Annotated in this window: 17 protein-coding genes; 8 read left to right on the top strand and 9 right to left on the bottom strand. The window is 70.4% G+C overall.

Going from position 1 to position 16,729, the window contains the following annotated elements:
* Positions 1-224: 224 nt before the first annotated feature.
* Positions 225-974, top strand: a complete 750-nt coding sequence (locus ABD858_RS08545) for an endonuclease/exonuclease/phosphatase family protein (protein ID WP_345035604.1) — start codon at positions 225-227, stop codon at positions 972-974.
* Positions 975-1,057: 83 nt separating this feature from the next.
* On the opposite strand, the gene ABD858_RS08540 is transcribed toward ABD858_RS08545, so the two are convergent.
* Complete coding sequence (locus tag ABD858_RS08540; RefSeq protein ID WP_345035603.1) at positions 1,058-1,594, bottom strand: hypothetical protein; 537 nt, start codon at positions 1,592-1,594, stop codon at positions 1,058-1,060.
* Positions 1,587-2,366 carry an alpha/beta hydrolase gene (locus ABD858_RS08535; RefSeq protein ID WP_345035601.1) on the bottom strand — a complete coding sequence of 260 codons (780 nt, stop codon included), beginning with the start codon at positions 2,364-2,366 and terminating at the stop codon, positions 1,587-1,589. The genes ABD858_RS08540 and ABD858_RS08535 overlap by 8 nt, the downstream gene beginning before the upstream one ends.
* 158 nt (positions 2,367-2,524) lie before the next feature.
* Between ABD858_RS08535 and ABD858_RS08530 the strand changes: the two genes are divergently transcribed.
* The 4 genes from ABD858_RS08530 (at position 2,525) to ABD858_RS08515 (ending at position 6,340) form a co-directional block, all read left to right on the top strand.
* Complete coding sequence (locus ABD858_RS08530; RefSeq protein ID WP_425586312.1) at positions 2,525-3,241, top strand: lysophospholipid acyltransferase family protein; 717 nt, start codon at positions 2,525-2,527, stop codon at positions 3,239-3,241.
* 42 nt (positions 3,242-3,283) lie between these two features.
* Positions 3,284-4,477, top strand: coding sequence for a MacS family sensor histidine kinase (gene macS / locus ABD858_RS08525; RefSeq protein WP_345035600.1), 1,194 nt, complete (start codon positions 3,284-3,286; stop codon positions 4,475-4,477).
* Positions 4,478-4,485: 8 nt separating this feature from the next.
* Positions 4,486-5,157, top strand: a complete 672-nt coding sequence (locus tag ABD858_RS08520) for a response regulator (RefSeq protein ID WP_345035599.1) — start codon at positions 4,486-4,488, stop codon at positions 5,155-5,157.
* Between the two features lie 154 nt (positions 5,158-5,311).
* Positions 5,312-6,340, top strand: coding sequence for a 6-phosphofructokinase (locus ABD858_RS08515; protein ID WP_345035598.1), 1,029 nt, complete (start codon positions 5,312-5,314; stop codon positions 6,338-6,340).
* 184 nt (positions 6,341-6,524) lie between these two features.
* On the opposite strand, the gene ABD858_RS08510 is transcribed toward ABD858_RS08515, so the two are convergent.
* Both ABD858_RS08510 and ABD858_RS36765 read right to left on the bottom strand, forming a co-directional pair.
* Positions 6,525-8,507: an anthranilate synthase family protein gene (locus ABD858_RS08510; protein ID WP_345035597.1), complete on the bottom strand. Its 1,983-nt coding sequence runs from the start codon at positions 8,505-8,507 to the stop codon at positions 6,525-6,527.
* A gap of 98 nt (positions 8,508-8,605) precedes the next feature.
* A complete protein-coding gene (locus tag ABD858_RS36765) occupies positions 8,606-8,662 on the bottom strand; it encodes a trp operon leader peptide (RefSeq protein WP_073735655.1) in 57 nt (18 codons plus the stop codon).
* Positions 8,663-8,877: 215 nt separating this feature from the next.
* Here ABD858_RS36765 and ABD858_RS08505 point away from each other — a divergent pair, with 215 nt between their 5' ends.
* The gene (locus ABD858_RS08505) at positions 8,878-10,233 is read left to right on the top strand and encodes a class II 3-deoxy-7-phosphoheptulonate synthase (RefSeq protein ID WP_345035596.1); all 1,356 of its coding nucleotides are present in this window, start codon (positions 8,878-8,880) and stop codon (positions 10,231-10,233) included.
* Between the two features lie 152 nt (positions 10,234-10,385).
* Positions 10,386-10,625, top strand: coding sequence for a (2Fe-2S)-binding protein (locus tag ABD858_RS08500; protein ID WP_345035595.1), 240 nt, complete (start codon positions 10,386-10,388; stop codon positions 10,623-10,625).
* Here the strand turns inward: ABD858_RS08500 and bfr are convergent.
* Positions 10,622-11,101: a bacterioferritin gene (gene bfr, locus ABD858_RS08495; RefSeq protein WP_345035594.1), complete on the bottom strand. Its 480-nt coding sequence runs from the start codon at positions 11,099-11,101 to the stop codon at positions 10,622-10,624. The genes ABD858_RS08500 and bfr overlap by 4 nt on opposite strands.
* 154 nt (positions 11,102-11,255) lie before the next feature.
* On the opposite strand from bfr, the gene ABD858_RS08490 reads away from it, so the two are divergent.
* Positions 11,256-11,879: a sulfite oxidase-like oxidoreductase gene (locus tag ABD858_RS08490; protein ID WP_345035593.1), complete on the top strand. Its 624-nt coding sequence runs from the start codon at positions 11,256-11,258 to the stop codon at positions 11,877-11,879.
* 470 nt (positions 11,880-12,349) lie between these two features.
* Here the strand turns inward: ABD858_RS08490 and ABD858_RS08485 are convergent, their stop codons facing one another.
* The 4 genes from ABD858_RS08485 to ABD858_RS08470 form a co-directional block, all read right to left on the bottom strand.
* On the bottom strand, positions 12,350-12,967 hold the full coding sequence (locus tag ABD858_RS08485; RefSeq protein ID WP_425586311.1) for a DUF4396 domain-containing protein: 618 nt from the start codon (positions 12,965-12,967) through the stop codon (positions 12,350-12,352).
* Positions 12,968-13,046: 79 nt separating this feature from the next.
* Positions 13,047-13,919: a deoxyribonuclease IV gene (locus ABD858_RS08480; RefSeq protein WP_345035591.1), complete on the bottom strand. Its 873-nt coding sequence runs from the start codon at positions 13,917-13,919 to the stop codon at positions 13,047-13,049.
* A 36-nt stretch (positions 13,920-13,955) separates the two neighbouring features.
* Positions 13,956-15,848, bottom strand: coding sequence for a Stk1 family PASTA domain-containing Ser/Thr kinase (pknB, locus tag ABD858_RS08475; RefSeq protein ID WP_345035590.1), 1,893 nt, complete (start codon positions 15,846-15,848; stop codon positions 13,956-13,958).
* 86 nt (positions 15,849-15,934) lie between these two features.
* The gene (locus ABD858_RS08470; protein WP_345035589.1) at positions 15,935-16,729 is read right to left on the bottom strand and encodes a thiazole synthase; all 795 of its coding nucleotides are present in this window, start codon (positions 16,727-16,729) and stop codon (positions 15,935-15,937) included.

Raw genomic sequence — 16,729 nt, 5'->3', positions numbered from 1 at the left:
TCCTTCGTCGCCACCTGTGCGCTCCCCCAGCTACCGCTGGGGGTGCCCCCAGGGAGCCCCCACTCCCTTTCGTCAGAGGCGCGCCCCCTTCGGCTCACTCGCCGAGTGGACAGGGGCGCCCCCGGGCGTACCCGGCCTCCTGGGGAGCGGTCCCAGTTCCACTCGAAGCCGGCGCCCGCCGTGCCCTCTGTGGCGGCGGCGGGCGCTGCCCTATGTTGGGGCGCATGGTGATGCGTACGCTGCCCGGATCCCGTACGGAGAGCGGCGCCGCCGTGATCCGGGTGCTCAGCTACAACATCCGCTCCATGCGCGACGACCGGCACTCGCTCGCCCGGGTGATCCGCGCCTGCGCACCCGATGTCGTCCTCATCCAGGAGGCCCCGCGCTTCTTCCGCTGGCGCAAACACGCGGCCTGGCTGGCCAAGCACAGCGACCTGGTGACGATCACCGGTGGGGCCACCACGACCGGCCCGATGCTGATCGGCTCGCTGCGGGTGACCGTCGAGCGCACGGAGGACGTGCTGCTGCCGAAGGCGCCGGGCCTGCACCGGCGCGGCTTCGCCGTCGCGGTCGTACGGATCGGGGGAGCCAGGGTCGGGCTGCTGAGCTGCCATCTGAGCCTGCGCAGCGACGAGCGCCACGCGCAGGCGGGCATGCTGCTCGGCCGGCTGAAGGAACTGGGTGTGGAGCACGTGATCGTCGGCGGCGACATCAATGAGCGCCCCGAGGGGCGATCGTTCCGCCGGCTGTCCGCCGAGCTCCAGGACTGCTGGGCGGTGCGGCCGTGGGGCGGCGAGAACACCTATGGCACGGACGCCCCGCACAAGCGGATCGACGCGATCTTCGCCACCGGGGGCATCGAAGTCCTCGGCTGCGGGGTTCCGTTGGACCTCCCCGGGATCAGCCGGGCCGACCTCCGGGCGGCCACGGACCATCTGCCGGTGCTGGCCGCACTCCGGGTACCCGCCGGCTGACCGGCCTCCGCCCCGGTCCTCGATCGCCGGGCGGGCTCGAACCGAGCCCGCCCGGCGATCGAGGACAACGCCCGAAGGGCGACCTAGACGACCGCTCCGCGGCCCGGGTCGTCGTCCTCGTCGTCTCCGTGCTTCATCCGGGCCACCAGCGTGGCGAAGCCGCCGAGGAAGCCGCCTATGCCGAGCGTGGCGAGCCACCACGTCATGTCCCACTGCAGCAGCACGGCGAGCAGCAGCAGCACGGGGCCGCCGATGACCGCCAGCCAGCCGAACTTGGTGGTGGTGTCGGCCTCCGGCAGCGGCGGCGGCTCGGGCGGCACGAAGTGTCCCTCGTCGCTCTCGTCGAAGTCGGCCTCGCCGGCCTCGGCCGGGGTGTAGTCCCGCGGGCCGACACCGGGCGCGAACACGATCGAGCCGCCCAGCGGCTTCGGCTTCTCCGGCTCGGGGGTGTTCCGCTCGTCCTCGAGCAGCGCGAGATCCTCCACCGACTTGAACGGCTTGGCGCCGGGCGGGTCCGGCGGCTCCTCGCCGTACCCGGCGACAATCGCCGCCCAGGCGGCCTCCTCGTCGATCGGCTGCGGGTCGCGGTTGTCGTCGCGGTCCGCGTCGTGCTCAGCCACCGGTGGTGCTCCCCTTCTTCGCGACGGCCGGAGCGAGCCTGCCGATGAACGCGTAACTCTCCTCGAAGATCCGCTCCGCATCATGGTCCAACGTCGCCACGTGGTAGCTCTGTTCCAGCAGGATCTCGGTGACGTCGGTCGACGAGACCCGGCTGAGGATCCGGGCCGAGTCGGCCGGCCGCACCACATGGTCCTGCGGGCTGTGCAGCAGCAGCATCGGCTGGGTGACCTGCGGCAGTTCTCCGTCCAGCATCTGCAGGAACTTCTTCAGCGAATGCGCCGCGCGCGTCGGCACCCGGTCGTACCCGACCTCCTCGGAGCCCGGCTTCGCGATGTCGCTCGCGATACCCGGCGTGGAGCGTACGAAGTGCTTGGTGACGGGCAGTGTGTACGCCAGCAGGTCGTGCACCTTGTTCACCGGGTTCACCACCGTGATGCCGCTGATCGCGTCGCCGTGCTTCGCCGCGAGCCGCAGCGCCAGCGCCGCGCCCATCGACAGCCCGAAGACGAACACCTGTGTGCACCGGTCCAGCAGCTCCCGCAGGGCCCGGTCCACTTCCGCGTACCAGTCCTGCCAGCCGGTGTACTGCATGTCCTGCCAGCGCGTCCCGTGCCCGGGCAGCAGTGGCAGCGACACCGTCAGCCCGAGACCGGCCAGATGATCGGCCCAGGGGCGCAGCGACTGCGGGGAGCCGGTGAAGCCGTGGCAGAGGAGGACGCCGACCTCTCCGCCCTCGTGGCGGAACGGCTCGGCTCCAGGGAGGACCGGCACCGGTTTCTCCTGTTCGTGAGAGGGGCGCGGGGGAGTCGTACTTCACCGTACGCGACCGGACTGACACCGACCAGAGCCGTCACTCCGGGATGAGCGCGGATGCAGGCTCCGCACGGGTTATGGTCTCTTTGACAGACAGTAGGAAGGTACGCGAGTTGATCTACGGCGCCATGAAGTTCTCCATCGGAGGGACGCTGAAGGCCGTCTTCAGGCCCTGGGTGGAAGGGCTGGAGAACATCCCCGCCGAGGGCCCCGCGATCCTCGCGAGCAACCATCTGTCGTTCTCCGACTCGTTCTTCCTGCCCGCCGTGCTGGACCGCAAGGTCACCTTCATCGCCAAGGCCGAGTACTTCACCACCCCGGGCGTGAAGGGCAAGCTCACGGCAGCGTTCTTCAAGGGCGTCGGCCAGCTGCCGGTGGACCGTTCGGGTGCGCGCGGTGCGGGCGAGGCGGCCATCAAGAGCGGTATCGAGGTCATCGAGCGCGGCGAGCTCTTCGGCATCTACCCGGAGGGCACCCGCTCTCCGGACGGCCGGCTCTACCGCGGCAAGCCGGGCGGCCTGGCGCGGGTGGCGCTCGCCACCGGCGCGCCCGTGATCCCGGTCGCGATGATCGACACGGAGAAGGTCCAGCCGCCCGGCAAGGTCGTCCCCAAGCTCGTGCGCCCAGGGATAAGGATCGGCAAGCCGCTGGACTTCAGCCGCTACCAGGGCATGGACCACGACCGCTTCATCCTGCGCTCGGTGACCGACGAGGTCATGTACGAAATCATGAAGCTCTCCGGCCAGGAGTACGTCGACATCTACGCGACCGCGGCGAAGCGCCAGATCGCCGAGGCGGCGAAGAAGCGGGCAGAGGCCGAAAAGGCGCAGTAGGGCGAGGCGCGGCAAGGCGTGAGAACGCCGAGGGGTGGGGTCATGGCCAGGCGCGAGCGGGTCGTACGCATGTCGGTCGAGCAGCCGCTGTGGCGTGCCCTGACCGCGTACCGAATCCTCACGATGATCTACGCGGCGCTGATCTTCGTCTTCACGTACGAGAAGTTCGAGCGCCCCTGGGTGGGCATCGCCTTCCTCTCGGTACTGGCCGTGTGGACCCTCGCCACCCTCCCCAAGGTGGCGAACGCCGCCCGCTGCACCAAGGGTTTCCTCGTCGCCGACCTCGCCCTGGCGCTCACCGGCATCCTGCTCACCCCGCTCGCCGAACAGCAGGCGCGGCAGATCGACGGCCCGACCCTGCCGTCGATATGGACCGCGGGAGCCGTGCTCGCCTACGCCCTCAAGGGCGGCTGGCGCTGGGCGGGCTTCGCGTCCTCCCTGGTCGCCGTCGCCAACATCCTCCAACGCGGCCACCCCACCCGGGACACCCTGCACAATGTGCTGCTGGTGTGGGTCGCGTCCATCGCCATCGGATACGTCGTCGAGGTCGCCCGCGCCAGTGAGGCAACCCTCGCCCGAGCCCTGGAGATCGAGGCCGCCACCCGCGAACGGGAGCGCCTCGCCCGGGACATCCACGACAGCGTGCTCCAGGTGCTCGCCATGGTGCAGCGGCGCGGCACCGCGCTCGGCGGCGAGGCCGCTGAGCTGGGCAGGATGGCGGGCGAGCAGGAGGTGGCCCTGCGTACCCTGGTCTCCAGCGGCCTGGTCACCCCCGCCCGTGCCTCCGAGGAAGCGGCGCAGGGCGCGGTGGTCCGTACGGTCGAGGTGGACGACGAGGATTCGTCCTCGCCGTGCGACCTGCGTGCCCTGCTCGCCCCGCACGCCGGGGCGCGGGTGACCTTCGTGGAGCCGGGCGCACCGGTGCTGCTCGCGCCGACGGCGGCGGAGGAGCTGGCGGCCGCTGTCAGTGCCGCCCTGGACAATGTCCGCAGACACGCCGGTGAGCAGGCCCGGGCCTGGATCCTGGTCGAGGACGAGCCGGACGCGGTGATCGTGACGGTCCGGGACGACGGTCCGGGTATCCCGGAAGGCAGACTCGCCCAGGCCGAGGGAGAGGGACGGCTGGGCGTCGCCCTCTCCATCCGCGGCCGGCTGCGGGACCTGGGCGGCACCGCCGAGCTGATCTCGGTGCCGGGCCAGGGCACAGAGGTCGAACTGAAGGTTCCACGGGGGTAGGCAGAACGATGAGCGAGCAGCAGACGATCAAGGTGATGGTGGTCGACGACCACCCGATGTGGCGCGACGCCGTCGCCCGCGACCTGGCCGAGTCCGGATTCGACGTGGTCGCGACGGCCGGTGACGGCCCGCAGGCCGTGCGCCGCGCCCGGGCCGCCGGACCCCATGTGCTCGTCCTCGACCTCAACCTGCCCGGCATGCCCGGCGTTCAGGTGTGCAAGGAGCTGGTCGGCGCCGACCCCGCGCTGCGCGTCCTCGTCCTCTCCGCGAGCGGTGAGCACGCGGATGTGCTGGAGGCGGTCAAGTCCGGTGCCACCGGCTATCTGTTGAAGTCGGCCAGCACGGCCGAACTGATCGACGCGGTGCGGCGCACCGCCGCCGGCGACCCGGTCTTCACCCCGGGGCTGGCCGGACTGGTGCTCGGCGAATACCGCAGGCTCGCCTCCGGCCCGGCGCCTGCCGCCCCCGACGAGCCCAAGGCCCCGCAGCTCACCGAACGCGAGACCGAAGTGCTGCGGCTGGTCGCCAAGGGGCTGTCGTACAAGCAGATCGCCGAGCGTCTGGTGATCTCGCACCGCACCGTCCAGAACCATGTGCAGAACACCCTCGGCAAGCTCCAGCTGCACAATCGCGTGGAGCTCGTGCGGTACGCGATCGAGCGAGGACTCGACGACGCCTGACTCACTCGTACGAGTGAGTGGTGAGCGTCAACCGCGCGCCCGTACAGCCGAATTGACCCTTCGAACCATCCCTTGGTGACCTGCGTCACCACTAGCGTGACCGTCAAAGGCCAAGGCCCACTGGCGAAAGGCCCACTGGCGAAGGGAAAATTCCATGCGGGTCGGAGTGCTGACCGGCGGCGGCGACTGCCCCGGGCTCAACGCGGTCATCCGCGGCATCGTGCGCAAGGGCGTGCAGGAGTACGGCTACCACTTCACCGGATTCAAGGACGGCTGGCGCGGACCGCTGGACGGCGCGACCGTCCGGCTCGACATCGCCGCGGTGCGTGGCATCCTGCCCCGCGGCGGCACCGTCCTCGGCTCCTCGCGCACCAACCCCCTCAAGGTGACGGACGGCGTCCGCCGCATCAAGGAGAACCTCGCCAAGCACGAGGTCGACGCACTCATCGCGATCGGCGGCGAGGACACCCTCGGGGTCGCGGCACGGATGAGTGACGAGTACGGCGTCCCGTGCGTCGGCGTACCCAAGACCATCGACAACGACCTGTCCGCCACGGACTACACCTTCGGCTTCGACACCGCGGTCGGTATCGCCACCGAGGCCATCGACCGGCTCCACACCACCGCCGAATCCCATATGCGCGTCCTCGTCGTCGAGGTGATGGGCCGTCACGCCGGCTGGATCGCCCTGCACTCCGGCCTCGCCGGCGGCGCGAATGTCATCCTCATCCCCGAGCAGCGCTTCGACGTCGACCAGGTCTGCGCCTGGGTGACCTCCCGTTTCAAGGCGTCGTACGCCCCCATCGTGGTCGTCGCCGAGGGCGCGATGCCCCAGGACGGGGACATGGTCCTGAAGGACGGCACGCTCGATGCGTTCGGGCACGTCCGGCTGTCCGGGGTGGGGGAGTGGCTGGCCAAGGAGATCGAGAAGCGCACCGGCAAGGAGGCGCGCACGACCGTTCTGGGCCATGTCCAGCGCGGCGGCACCCCCAGCGCGTTCGACCGCTGGCTGGCCACGCGGTTCGGGCTGCACGCGATCGAGGCCGTGCGGGACGGCGACTTCGGCAAGATGGTCGCGCTGCGGGGCACGGACATCGTGCGGGTGTCGATCTCCGAGGCGACGGCAAAGCTGAAGACGGTGGACCCGGCGCTGTACGCCGAGGCCGGCGTGTTCTTCGGCTGAGCCCTTGCCGGCTGCCGGTCTCCGTCGGGCCCACCGTGCGGAGAGCGGCAGTCGGTGTCCGGCGCTCGCACCGAACCTGCCGCACCCGAACAAGCCCGTCCTGGGGGCACCCCCAGCGGTAGCTGGGGGAGGTAGCTGGGGGAGGTAGCCGGGGGAGTTCGAGGACGGACACACCGGCCGGCGGTCAGGCGCGGGCCCCCCGGTACATAGCCGTGAGTGCGTCGCGGACGATCCGCGGGCCGCGCAGGGTCAGGACCGACTCCGGGTGGAACTGGACCGAGGCGAAGCCGGGGCCGCGGAGGGCGTGGACCTCGGCGGTCGCCGGGTCGCGGGCGACCTCGACCGCGTGCGCGGCCAGTTCCGCCGCCGCCTCGTCGTCGCAGCTCGCGGTGAAGCTGTTGTAGAAGCCCACCGTTTCCTCCTGGCCGAACAGGTCGATACGGGTCTGCGCGCCCTGGTACGGAACCGCCTTGCGTACGATGTCCAGGCCCAGTTCCGCCGCGAGCAGTTCGTGGCCGAGGCACACCCCCATCAGCGCGCGGCCCGAAGGGCCTCGATGAGGGGCGGTGGTCGGGAGACGGGCGGGCCCGTGCCGGTGGCCGCGGAGCAGATCCGCGGCCAAGCCGCGGAGCACTCGCATCTTCGGGTCGGCGACGTCCGCGGGATTGCCGGGCCCCGGGCCCAGGACGACGGGGCCCCGGTGGGTCAGGGCGGCGGAGCGCAGGTCCGGCTCGTCATGGCGGCGTACGGTCACATCCAGGCCGGACGCCCGCAGCAGATGAGCCAGCATCGAGGTGAAGGTGTCCTCGCCGTCGACGATGAGGGCGTGGCCCGCGAGTTCCGTCGAACGTTCCTGCATGCGCAGCCAGAAGGGCGCCAGGTCCGCCCGCCGGGCGTCCAGTGCGGAGCGGACGCGAGGGTCGTCGGCGAGGTGCGGGCGCGCCGACTCGTCGCGGGGCCGGCCGGGGCGTACCCCCAGCGCCGTCAGTACGGCGGCTGCCTTGGCGTGGGTCTCGGCGACCTCGCCGGCCGGGTCGGAGTGCCGCACGAGCGTGGCGCCGACGGACACCCGCAGTCGGCCGGTGGGCGAGATGTCCGCGGTGCGGATCAGGATGGGGGAGTCCAGGGTCTGGGCTCCGCCCGAGTCCCGGCCGAGGAGGGCGAGGGCTCCCGCGTAGTAGCCGCGTCCGCCGGCCTCGTGGCGCTCGATGACACGACAGGCGTTCTGCACGGGGGAGCCGGTGACCGTTGCCGCGAACATCGTCTCCCGCAGGACCTCGCGGACGTCGAGCGAGGAACGGCCGCGCAGTTCGTACTCGGTGTGCGCGAGGTGGGCCATCTCCTTGAGGCGCGGTCCGACGACGACCCCGCCCATGTCGCCCACCGTGCACATCATCTTGAGCTCCTCGTCGACGACCATCGAGAGCTCCTCGATCTCCTTGCTGTCGGAGAGGAATCCGAGCAGGTCCTCGACGGCCGGGCCGGCCGCCGGATAGCGGTACGTTCCGCTGATGGGGTTCATGACGACCGTCCCGCCCGCCTGGCTCCCACCACCACCCTCGACCGAGAGCGCTACGCGCTCGTCCCTTTCTCTCGACATGCGCACATGCACCTCGGGGCTGGCCCCGACCAGGGTGCGCTCCCCGGTGTGCACGACGAAGGTCCAGTACGCCCCACGCTCCCCGGCGAGCAGCCGCCGGAAGAGGGCCAGGGCGTCGGCCCGCCCGAATCCGGGGATCTCGCCGGTGTAGGTCCGCCGGATGACGAAGTTCGCGCCCTCGCCGCTGCCGATCTCGTGGTCGACGACGCGCCGGACGATGTCCGCGTACTTGTCGTCGTCGACGTCGAAGGCCCCGCCCTCGACGTGCACGGCGTGCGTGGGCAGTGCGTCCAGCACCTCGGCGAGCGGCAGCTCGTGGGTCTCCTCGGCGATCAGCACACTCAGCGGCGTGCCGTCGTCCCGTACATCGAATCCGCGCTCCCTGATCTGCCGGAACGGCACCAGGGCGAGGGAGGGCCGGTCGCCGACCGGGATGTCGGCCAGGTGTTCCACATCGTGGACCGGGCCGAGGAGCACCTCGACGGTGTCGTGGTCCCGGCCCGGGGCGCGGCGCCGGAGCAGGGCGAAGGGCGGGCAGACGTCGTCCAGGAGGCGCTGGATGAGCATGTGGGCAGGTTCCTTCCGGTGGGAGAGGAACGGCCCGTTACCCGTGGAACGAGGAAGGCCGCCCCTCGGGCGGCCTTCGCGATTCGGTGTACGCGCAGTCAGTGGGCCGCCGGATGAGCGGTCCACCACCAGTTCCGGGTCGAATGCGCGAACATGTCCGGAACCCTAGCGCACGTGCGTGACCATGGGGCAACCACATCGTTGACGGTCCCGCCGCAGCGGGGGATGGTCCGACGAGCGGCGGCCGGCTCGTGAGGTCGGCAATGTGCTCCCCGCCGACGCGGGGGTGCCTGGTGAGTGGATCTGTCCGATCTGTCTCACCAGGCGGGCAGTCGCCAAATCGGCCGTCGTAACCCCGTACTGTGGATCCGTGACCGTGAACGCTGATACCCAAGTCGTCGCCGCTCAGGCGACCTGGCGCAATCTGCCCGCGGCGCAGCAGCCCGAGTACCCCGACACCGAGGCTCTGCGCGCAGTGATCGCCGACCTCGAGTCCTATCCGCCGCTGGTTTTCGCCGGCGAGTGCGACCAGCTGCGCGCCCGGATGGGAGCCGTCGCCAGGGGCGAGGCGTTCCTGCTCCAGGGCGGCGACTGCGCCGAGTCCTTCGACGCCGTCGGCGCGGAGCACATCCGTGCGAAATTGAAGACCCTGTTGCAGATGGGTGCCGTGCTCACCTACGCGGCCTCCGTGCCCGTCGTGAAGGTGGGCCGGATCGCCGGCCAGTACTCCAAGCCGCGCTCCAAGCCGACCGAGACCCGGGACGGGGTGACGCTCCCGACCTACCGGGGCGACTCGGTCAACGGCTTCGCGTTCGACGAGAAGTCCCGTGTCCCGGACCCCGAGCGGCTGAAGCGGATGTACAACGTCTCCGCCTCGACGCTCAACCTGGTGCGCGCCTTCACCACCGGTGGTTACGCGGACCTGCGCCAGGTGCACGCCTGGAACCAGGACTTCGTGAAGTCCTCCCCGTCGGGGCAGCGCTACGAGCAGCTCGCTCGCGAGATCGACAACGCGCTGAACTTCATGAAGGCCTGCGGCACCGACCCGGCGGAGTTCCGCACCGTCGAGTTCTACGCCTCGCACGAGGCGCTGCTGCTCGACTACGAGACGGCGCTGACCCGGGTGGACTCCCGTACCGGGCAGCTGTACGACACGTCGGGCCACATGGTGTGGATCGGTGAGCGCACCCGTCAGCTGGACGGGGCGCACATCGAGTTCGCGTCGAAGATCCGTAACCCGATCGGCATCAAGCTCGGCCCGACGACCACCGTCGACGAGGCGCTGACGTACATCGACCGTCTCGACCCGCACCGTGAGCCGGGCCGGCTGACCTTCATCGTGCGCATGGGTGCCGACAAGGTCCGGGACAAGCTCCCGGAGCTGGTCGAGAAGGTCACCGCCTCCGGTGCGACCGTCGCCTGGGTCACCGACCCGATGCACGGCAACACCTTCGAGGCTGCCTCCGGCCACAAGACGCGTCGTTTCGACGACGTGCTCGACGAGGTCAAGGGCTTCTTCGAGGTCCACAAGGCGCTGGGCACCCACCCGGGCGGTATCCACGTCGAGCTCACCGGTGATGATGTCACCGAGTGCGTGGGCGGCGGCGACGAGATCTTCGTCGACGATCTGCACCAGCGCTACGAGACGGCCTGCGACCCGCGGCTCAACCGCAGCCAGTCGCTGGACCTGGCCTTCCTGGTCGCGGAGATGTACCGCGATCAGTGATCTCGGGTGATCACGGGAGTGGGGCGCGGATCCGTGTGATCCGCGCCCCACTCCCGTTCTGGGGGCTTTTGTGATGCCTGGCCGACGGGTAAGGTTAGGTTAGCCTCACCGATCAATCGGGACGGGCGCTACTTATTGGTCCCGACCGGGAGGTGAACCGCGTGTACGTCTGCTCATGCTTCGGTGTCACCGAGAAGCAGGTGAAGGAGCACGCGGAGGCCGGGGCCTGCACCCCCCGTCAGATAGCCTCGGCCTGCAAGGCGGGCACCGACTGCGGTTCGTGCGTACGCCGTATCCAGGCCCTCCTCGGCAGGGGCGCCTGTCCTCGTCGTGAGCTCGTCGACCAGGGGGAGTCCGAGTCGGCCCTGGTGGGGCTGAGCGAAGCCGCCTAGCTTTCCGGCTGCTCGATAAGCTGGGCGATGTACAGCGCCTCTCCGAGCTTCTCGATCAGCTCCAGCTGGGTGTCGAGATAGTCGATGTGGTGCTCCTCGTCGGCGAGGATCGATTCGAAGATGTTGGCGGACGTGATGTCGCCCTTGGTGCGCATGACCTCGATGCCGCGCCGCAGCCGGTCGATCGCCTCGACCTCGACCTGGCGGTCCGCCTGGAACATCTCGGTGACCGTCTGGCCGACGCGTACGTGGAAGAGCCGCTGGTAGTTCGGCAGTCCGTCGAGGAAGAGAATCCGGTCGGTGAGCGCCTCCGCGTGTTTCATCTCGTCGAACGACTCGTGCCGCGTGTACTTGGCGAGCTTCACCCAGCCGAAGTTCTCCTGCATCTTGGAGTGCAGGAAGTACTGGTTGATGGCGGTGAGCTCGGCGGTCAGCTGCTCATTGAGGAATTCGATGACCTCGGGGTCGCCCTGCATCGCGTGATGTTCCTTCCAAGCGGTGACTGGCCAGGATGCGCGCATCCTCGCACCGTGGGCCGGGGGCGTCCAGTAAGTTCACGCTTAGTGCGAGTTGCCCGAATAGTCGCTCAGCTGGTCATGACCACCTCTCGTGGTCTGTCACCATGGAGGCATGGGTCAGCCGGAAAGCCGCGAAGTGGAGCAGTCCGAGCTTCCCCCGGGGCAGCGGCTCCAGCGAGGCTGGCCGGTCACGCACTACGGGCCCGTACCCAAGTTCAAGCCCGACCGCTGGGAGTTCCGGGTTTTCGGGGCGACCACGGACGGCGACAAGCACTGCTGGAGTCATGAGGAATTCGCGGTGCTCCCGTACACCACGGTCGTCGCCGATCTGCACTGCGTGACGAAATTCAGCATGCGGTCCGCCGAATGGGGCGGAGTTCTCGCCCGCACGGTGCTGGAGCTCGCGCCGCCCGCGCCGGCCGTCACGCATGTCATGGTCTGGGCCGAGTACGGCTACAGCGCCAATCTGCGGCTCGCCGACTTCGCCTCGGAGCGGACCATCTTCGCCACCCACAAGGGCGGTGAGCTGCTCACCGCGGAGCACGGCTTCCCGCTGCGGCTGATCGTGCCGCATCTGTACGCCTGGAAGGGCCCCAAGTGGGTCCGTGGCGTGGAGTACATGACCGCCGACCGGCGCGGCTTCTGGGAGGAGCGGGGCTACCACAATATCGGTGACCCCTGGCGCGAGCAGCGTTACTCCTACCAGGAGGAGCCGGGCGAGGGGCCAGAGCTGTAGGGGGTGTCTACCGGATCATGCCGGGCTCGCGACGCTCCCCCGGCTGCTGCCGGGGGTGACCCCCAGGCGCCGCGCCTCTCCCCCGTAGCCCTTCGGGCACGGGAGGTGCCCCCATCGTTGTCGTCGGTCGCCGATGTTTCCCAGCTACCTCCCCCAGCTACCTCCCCCAGCTACCTCCCCCAGCTACCGCTGGGGGTGCCCCCAGGGGTGCCCCCAGGGGTGCCCCCAGGGGTGCCCCCAGGGGTGCCCCCAGGGGTGCCCCCAGGGGTGCCCCCAGGGGTGCCCCCAGGGGTGCCCCCAGGGGTGCCCCCGGAGGTGCCCCCACCGCATGCGTGGACACCAGCCGCTGCGCGGCGGGCCCTCCTCCGCCTTGCGATGCACGGCACCACGAGACACCAGCCGCTCCGCGGCGGGCGCTCCCTGATCCGGCCTGATCCGGCAGACACCCCCTGGGCGCCAGGGGGCGTTCCTCAGTGGTGGTACTGGTGGACCACCGCGTGGCCCTTGCCGCGGCCGATCATCCACTTGTTGACCGGTGTGGTGGCCACGAAGGCGATGACCAGCGAGATCGTCAGCGCGCCCCAGAACAGCGCGTCCCCCAGGTGCGCGTCCATGGCGCCGGGCCACAGGGTGATCACTCCGTTGTCGATCAGCTCCATCACCGCGATGGACAGGGTGTCGGCGGCGAGCGCCACCCGGAACGCGGTCCTGAAGTCGACGCCGGCCTTCAGCACTCCGCGCAGGGTGAGCGAGTAGCCGAAGACGAAGGCCAGGATGATCGCCAGGATCATCGTCGGCATGTTGCCCCATCCCAGAGCGGTGCCGATCACCATGCCGAGGATCTCGCCGATGGCGCAGCCGGTGAGGCAGTGCAGGGTGGCCTGAGCCGCCATCCCCCAGGTGACCTTGCTGCCCCCGTGCCCCATGTGATGAGCGTGCGCGCTGTGGCCCGCGTGCTCGTCGTGACCTGCGTGGGTTCCGTGGCCGGTGTGGCCCGCGTGCTGCGCATGCCCCGCGTGCTGCGCATGCCCCGCGTGAGTGGCGTGCTCTGCGTGCCCTTCGTGCTGGGCGTGCGTCTCGTGCTGCATGGCCATACCCCCAAGTGCGGTAGCGGTTCCTGCCGACAGCAAGAACCGTATACCCCCCTGGGGTATTCCTCAATCGTCTTCAGTCGCGGAGTCGCTTCAGCCGGTCCACATCCGCCGCATGCCCCTCCTTGCCTCCCGGCGTCTCGATGATCAGTGGCACACCCGCGGTCGCCGGGTGGCCGAGCAGCTCACGGAACGGCTCCTCCCCGATGTGACCCGCGCCGATGTTCGCGTGGCGGTCCTTGTGTGCGCCGACGACGTCCTTGGAGTCGTTGGCGTGTATCAGCTTGAGCCGGCCCTCGCCGACCGTGTCCACGAGCAGGTCCAGCGTCTTCTTGGCGCCACCGGGGCCGGCCAGATCGTGCCCGGCGGCGAAGATGTGGCAGGTGTCCAGGCAGACGCCCAGCTTGGGGTGGGCGTCGAGGGCATCGAAGTACGGCCCGAAGTCCCAGGTCCGCGAGCAGAGCGAGGAACCCTGGCCCGCGGTCGACTCCAGCAGCAGATACGGATCGTCGTCGTGCGTGAGCTCGTCCAGCAGCGGCAGCATTCGCTCCCGTACCTGTGCCAGCGCCTCCTCCCTGGGGCGGCCGCCGGTCGCCGAGCCCGTGTGGACCACGACCCCCAGTGCGCCGATCTCGCGGCCCCGGCGCAGCGAGTGCCGCAGCGATTCCACGGACTTCTCGACCGTCGCCTCGGTGTGCGAGCCGAAGTTGATCAGATACGGAGCGTGGACGTACGCGGGGATCGACGCGTCCGTGCACTCCGCGCGGAACCGTTCGTCCTGCGCCGGACTGCCGGTGGGCGTCGCCCAGCCGCGCGGGTTGGCGACGAAGACCTGCACCGTCTCGGCACCGATCTCACGGGCGTACGCCAGACCGGTGGTGGCCAGCCCGCCGGCCACCGGGACATGACCGCCGACAGGGTTGCGGGAGCGGAAGGGGAGGCTGCTCATAACCTCTCCAGGATGCCAGCGCGGCGAGGGTGCTCCCTACAGCCTCTTGGTCCTGATGGTGATCGAGCTGCCCTCGGGGGCCTGCTTGCCGCCCTCGACCGACTGGTGGTCCACCTCGTCGCTGAACGACAGGAACGGCCGGTCGACCTCGACCGCGAAGCCCGCCGTCTTCAGCCGGTCCTTCGCCTCGTCGACCTTCAGGCCGGTGACATCGGGGACGTCCACCATCCGCGGTCCCTTGGACACCGTCAGTGTGACCGTGTCGCCCTCGGCGAGCTCGCTGCCCCCGGCCGTGGACTGCCGGGCCACCGTGCCCTCGTCCTCCGGGGAGTGGACCCGCTCCGGGGCGACCTTCACCACGAGGCCCTTCTCCTCGAGGCGGGCCGTGGCCTCCTCGACGGAAGCGCCGGTCACATCCGGCACCGCGACGGGCGGGCCCTTGCTGACGACCAGCCCCACCGCGGAGTCCGCGCGGGTTCCGGTCCCCGCCTGCGGGTCCGTACGGATCACCGAGCCCTTGGCGAACGCCTCGCTGAACTCCCCGGTGACGGCGCCCGGGGCGAGACCTGCCTTCGCCAGCGCTCGCTTCGCCCCGTCGAGCTGCATGCCCGCGAGGTCGGGGACGTCGACGATCTCGGGGCCCCGGGAGACCACGAGGGTCACCGAGCCGTTGCCCCGGATGCGTTCGCCGGTGGCCGGTTCGGTGCCGATCACCTGGCCGCGTGCGACCGTGTCGCTGAACTCCCGCCGGACCTTGTTGATCTCCAGGCCCGAACCGTCGAGACGCTTCTTCGCCTGCTGCTCGCTCTGGCCGATGACGGGGGGTACCCGGGTGAACTGGCCGGAGTTGATGTACCAGACGCCCGTTCCGAGCCCCAGGGCCAGCAGGACCGAGGCGACCAGCAGCAGAGGGCCGCGCCGCCGTGGCGCGGCGGCCGGGGGTGCGGGGGGAGTCTCCAGCCGGCTGGTGCGATTCAAGGTGTCTTCCGCGGCGGTGACCGCGCGCGGGATCACACTGGTGCGGTCCTCGGAGGTGTCGTGCTCGTCGGTGCGCTCCCGCGGCGGCACCGCGTCGAGCTGGTCGTCGCCCAGCGCGGCCCGGACCGCGCGGGTCCGTGCCAGCAGTGCCACCGCGTCGTGCGGTCTCGCCTCGGGGGCACGGGCGGTGGCGGCCGCGACCAGCTCGTCCAGCTCCTCCGCGAGGCCGGGGACGGCGGCGGACGGGGCCGGCACACCGTGGTGGAGGTGCTGGTAGAGGATCTGCGCCGGGGTGTCGCCTGTGTGCGGCTTGGTGCCCGTCAGCATTTCGTACAGCACCACACCGCACGCGTACACATCGGCGCGGGTGTCGGCCGTGCCGTGCTCGATCTGTTCCGGGGCGAGATAGGAGACGGTACCGAGGACGGAGCCGGTGGTGTTGGTGACCGAGTCCACGGCGCGTACGAGCCCGAAGTCGGCGACCTTGACCCGGCCGTCGTCGCCGATCAGGACGTTCTCGGGCTTCATGTCGCGGTGCACGAACCCGGCCCGGTGCGCGGCGCCGAGCGCGGCCAGCACGGGCTCCAGGATGTCGAGCGCGGCACGGGGGCGCAGCGCGCCGCGCTCGCGGAGCACGTCGCGGAGGGTGCATCCGGCGACGTACTCCATCGCGAGGAACACGTACGACCCGTCGGTGCCCTGGTCGAAGACGCCCACCACATTGGGGTGGGCGAGCCGGGCCACGGACTTGGCCTCGCGGATGAAACGTTCCACGAAGGATCCGTCGGCGGCGAGGCCAGGGTGCATCACCTTGAGCGCGAGCACCCGGTCGAGCCTGGTGTCCACGGCCCGGTAGACCGTGGCCATGCCCCCGACGGCGATGCGGGCATCGACGCGGTAGCGGCCGTCGAGCACCTGCCCGACAAGGGGGTCGTCAAGGGTCGTATCCACGCAAGCGAGTCTACGAGTCGCGGAGGACACTCCGGACCGGCTGTGGCTCCCCGGTCCCGTACTGGAGCCGAGCTGTGACGGCGGCCTCAGAACGCCGGGCGTTCCGGGTCGAGGACCGCTCGGCCCTCGACAGGGGAGGACGCCTCCGCGAAGTGGCGGCGGGGGATGCGGCCCGCGCGGTGCGCGAGGCGGCCGGCCTCCACCGCGTGACGCATCGCCTCCGCCATCAGGACCGGCTCCTGCGCGCGGGTCACCGCGGAGGCCAGCATCACCGCCGCGCAGCCCAGCTCCATCGCCAGCGCCGCGTCGGACGCGGTGCCGGCTCCCGCGTCCAGGATCACCGGCACACTCGCGTGCTCGACGATCAGCTGGAAGTTGTGCGGGTTGCGGATGCCCAGGCCGGAGCCGATGGGGGAGCCCAGCGGCATGATCGCCGCGCAGCCCACGTCCTCCAGCTTCCGGGCGAGCACGGGGTCGTCGTTGGTGTACGGAAGGACGGTGAACCCGTCGTCGACCAGGGTTTCGGCGGCGTCCAGCAATTCGACGGTATCCGGCAGCAGGGTGCGCTCGTCGGCGACGACCTCCAGCTTGACCCAGTCGGTGCCCAGGGCCTCACGGGCGAGCCGGGCGGTGAGCACCGCCTCGCCCGCGGTGAAGCAGCCGGCGGTGTTGGGCAGCACCCGGATGCCGAGCCTGTCGAGCACGGACAGCACGGAACCCTGGACGGTGGGGTCGAGCCGGCGCATCGCGACGGTTGTCAGTTCGGTGCCGGAGGCGGTCAGCGCGCGCTCCAGGATCTCCAGGCTGGGTGCGCCTCCGGTGCCCATGATCAGGCGGGAGTCGAAGGCCGTTCCGGCGAGGACAAGGCGGTTGTCGGCCAT

Source organism: Streptomyces sannanensis, assembly GCF_039536205.1.
GTDB classification, from domain to species: Bacteria; Actinomycetota; Actinomycetes; order Streptomycetales; family Streptomycetaceae; genus Streptomyces; species Streptomyces sannanensis.
This window is presented reverse-complemented; position numbering and strand designations above follow the sequence as displayed.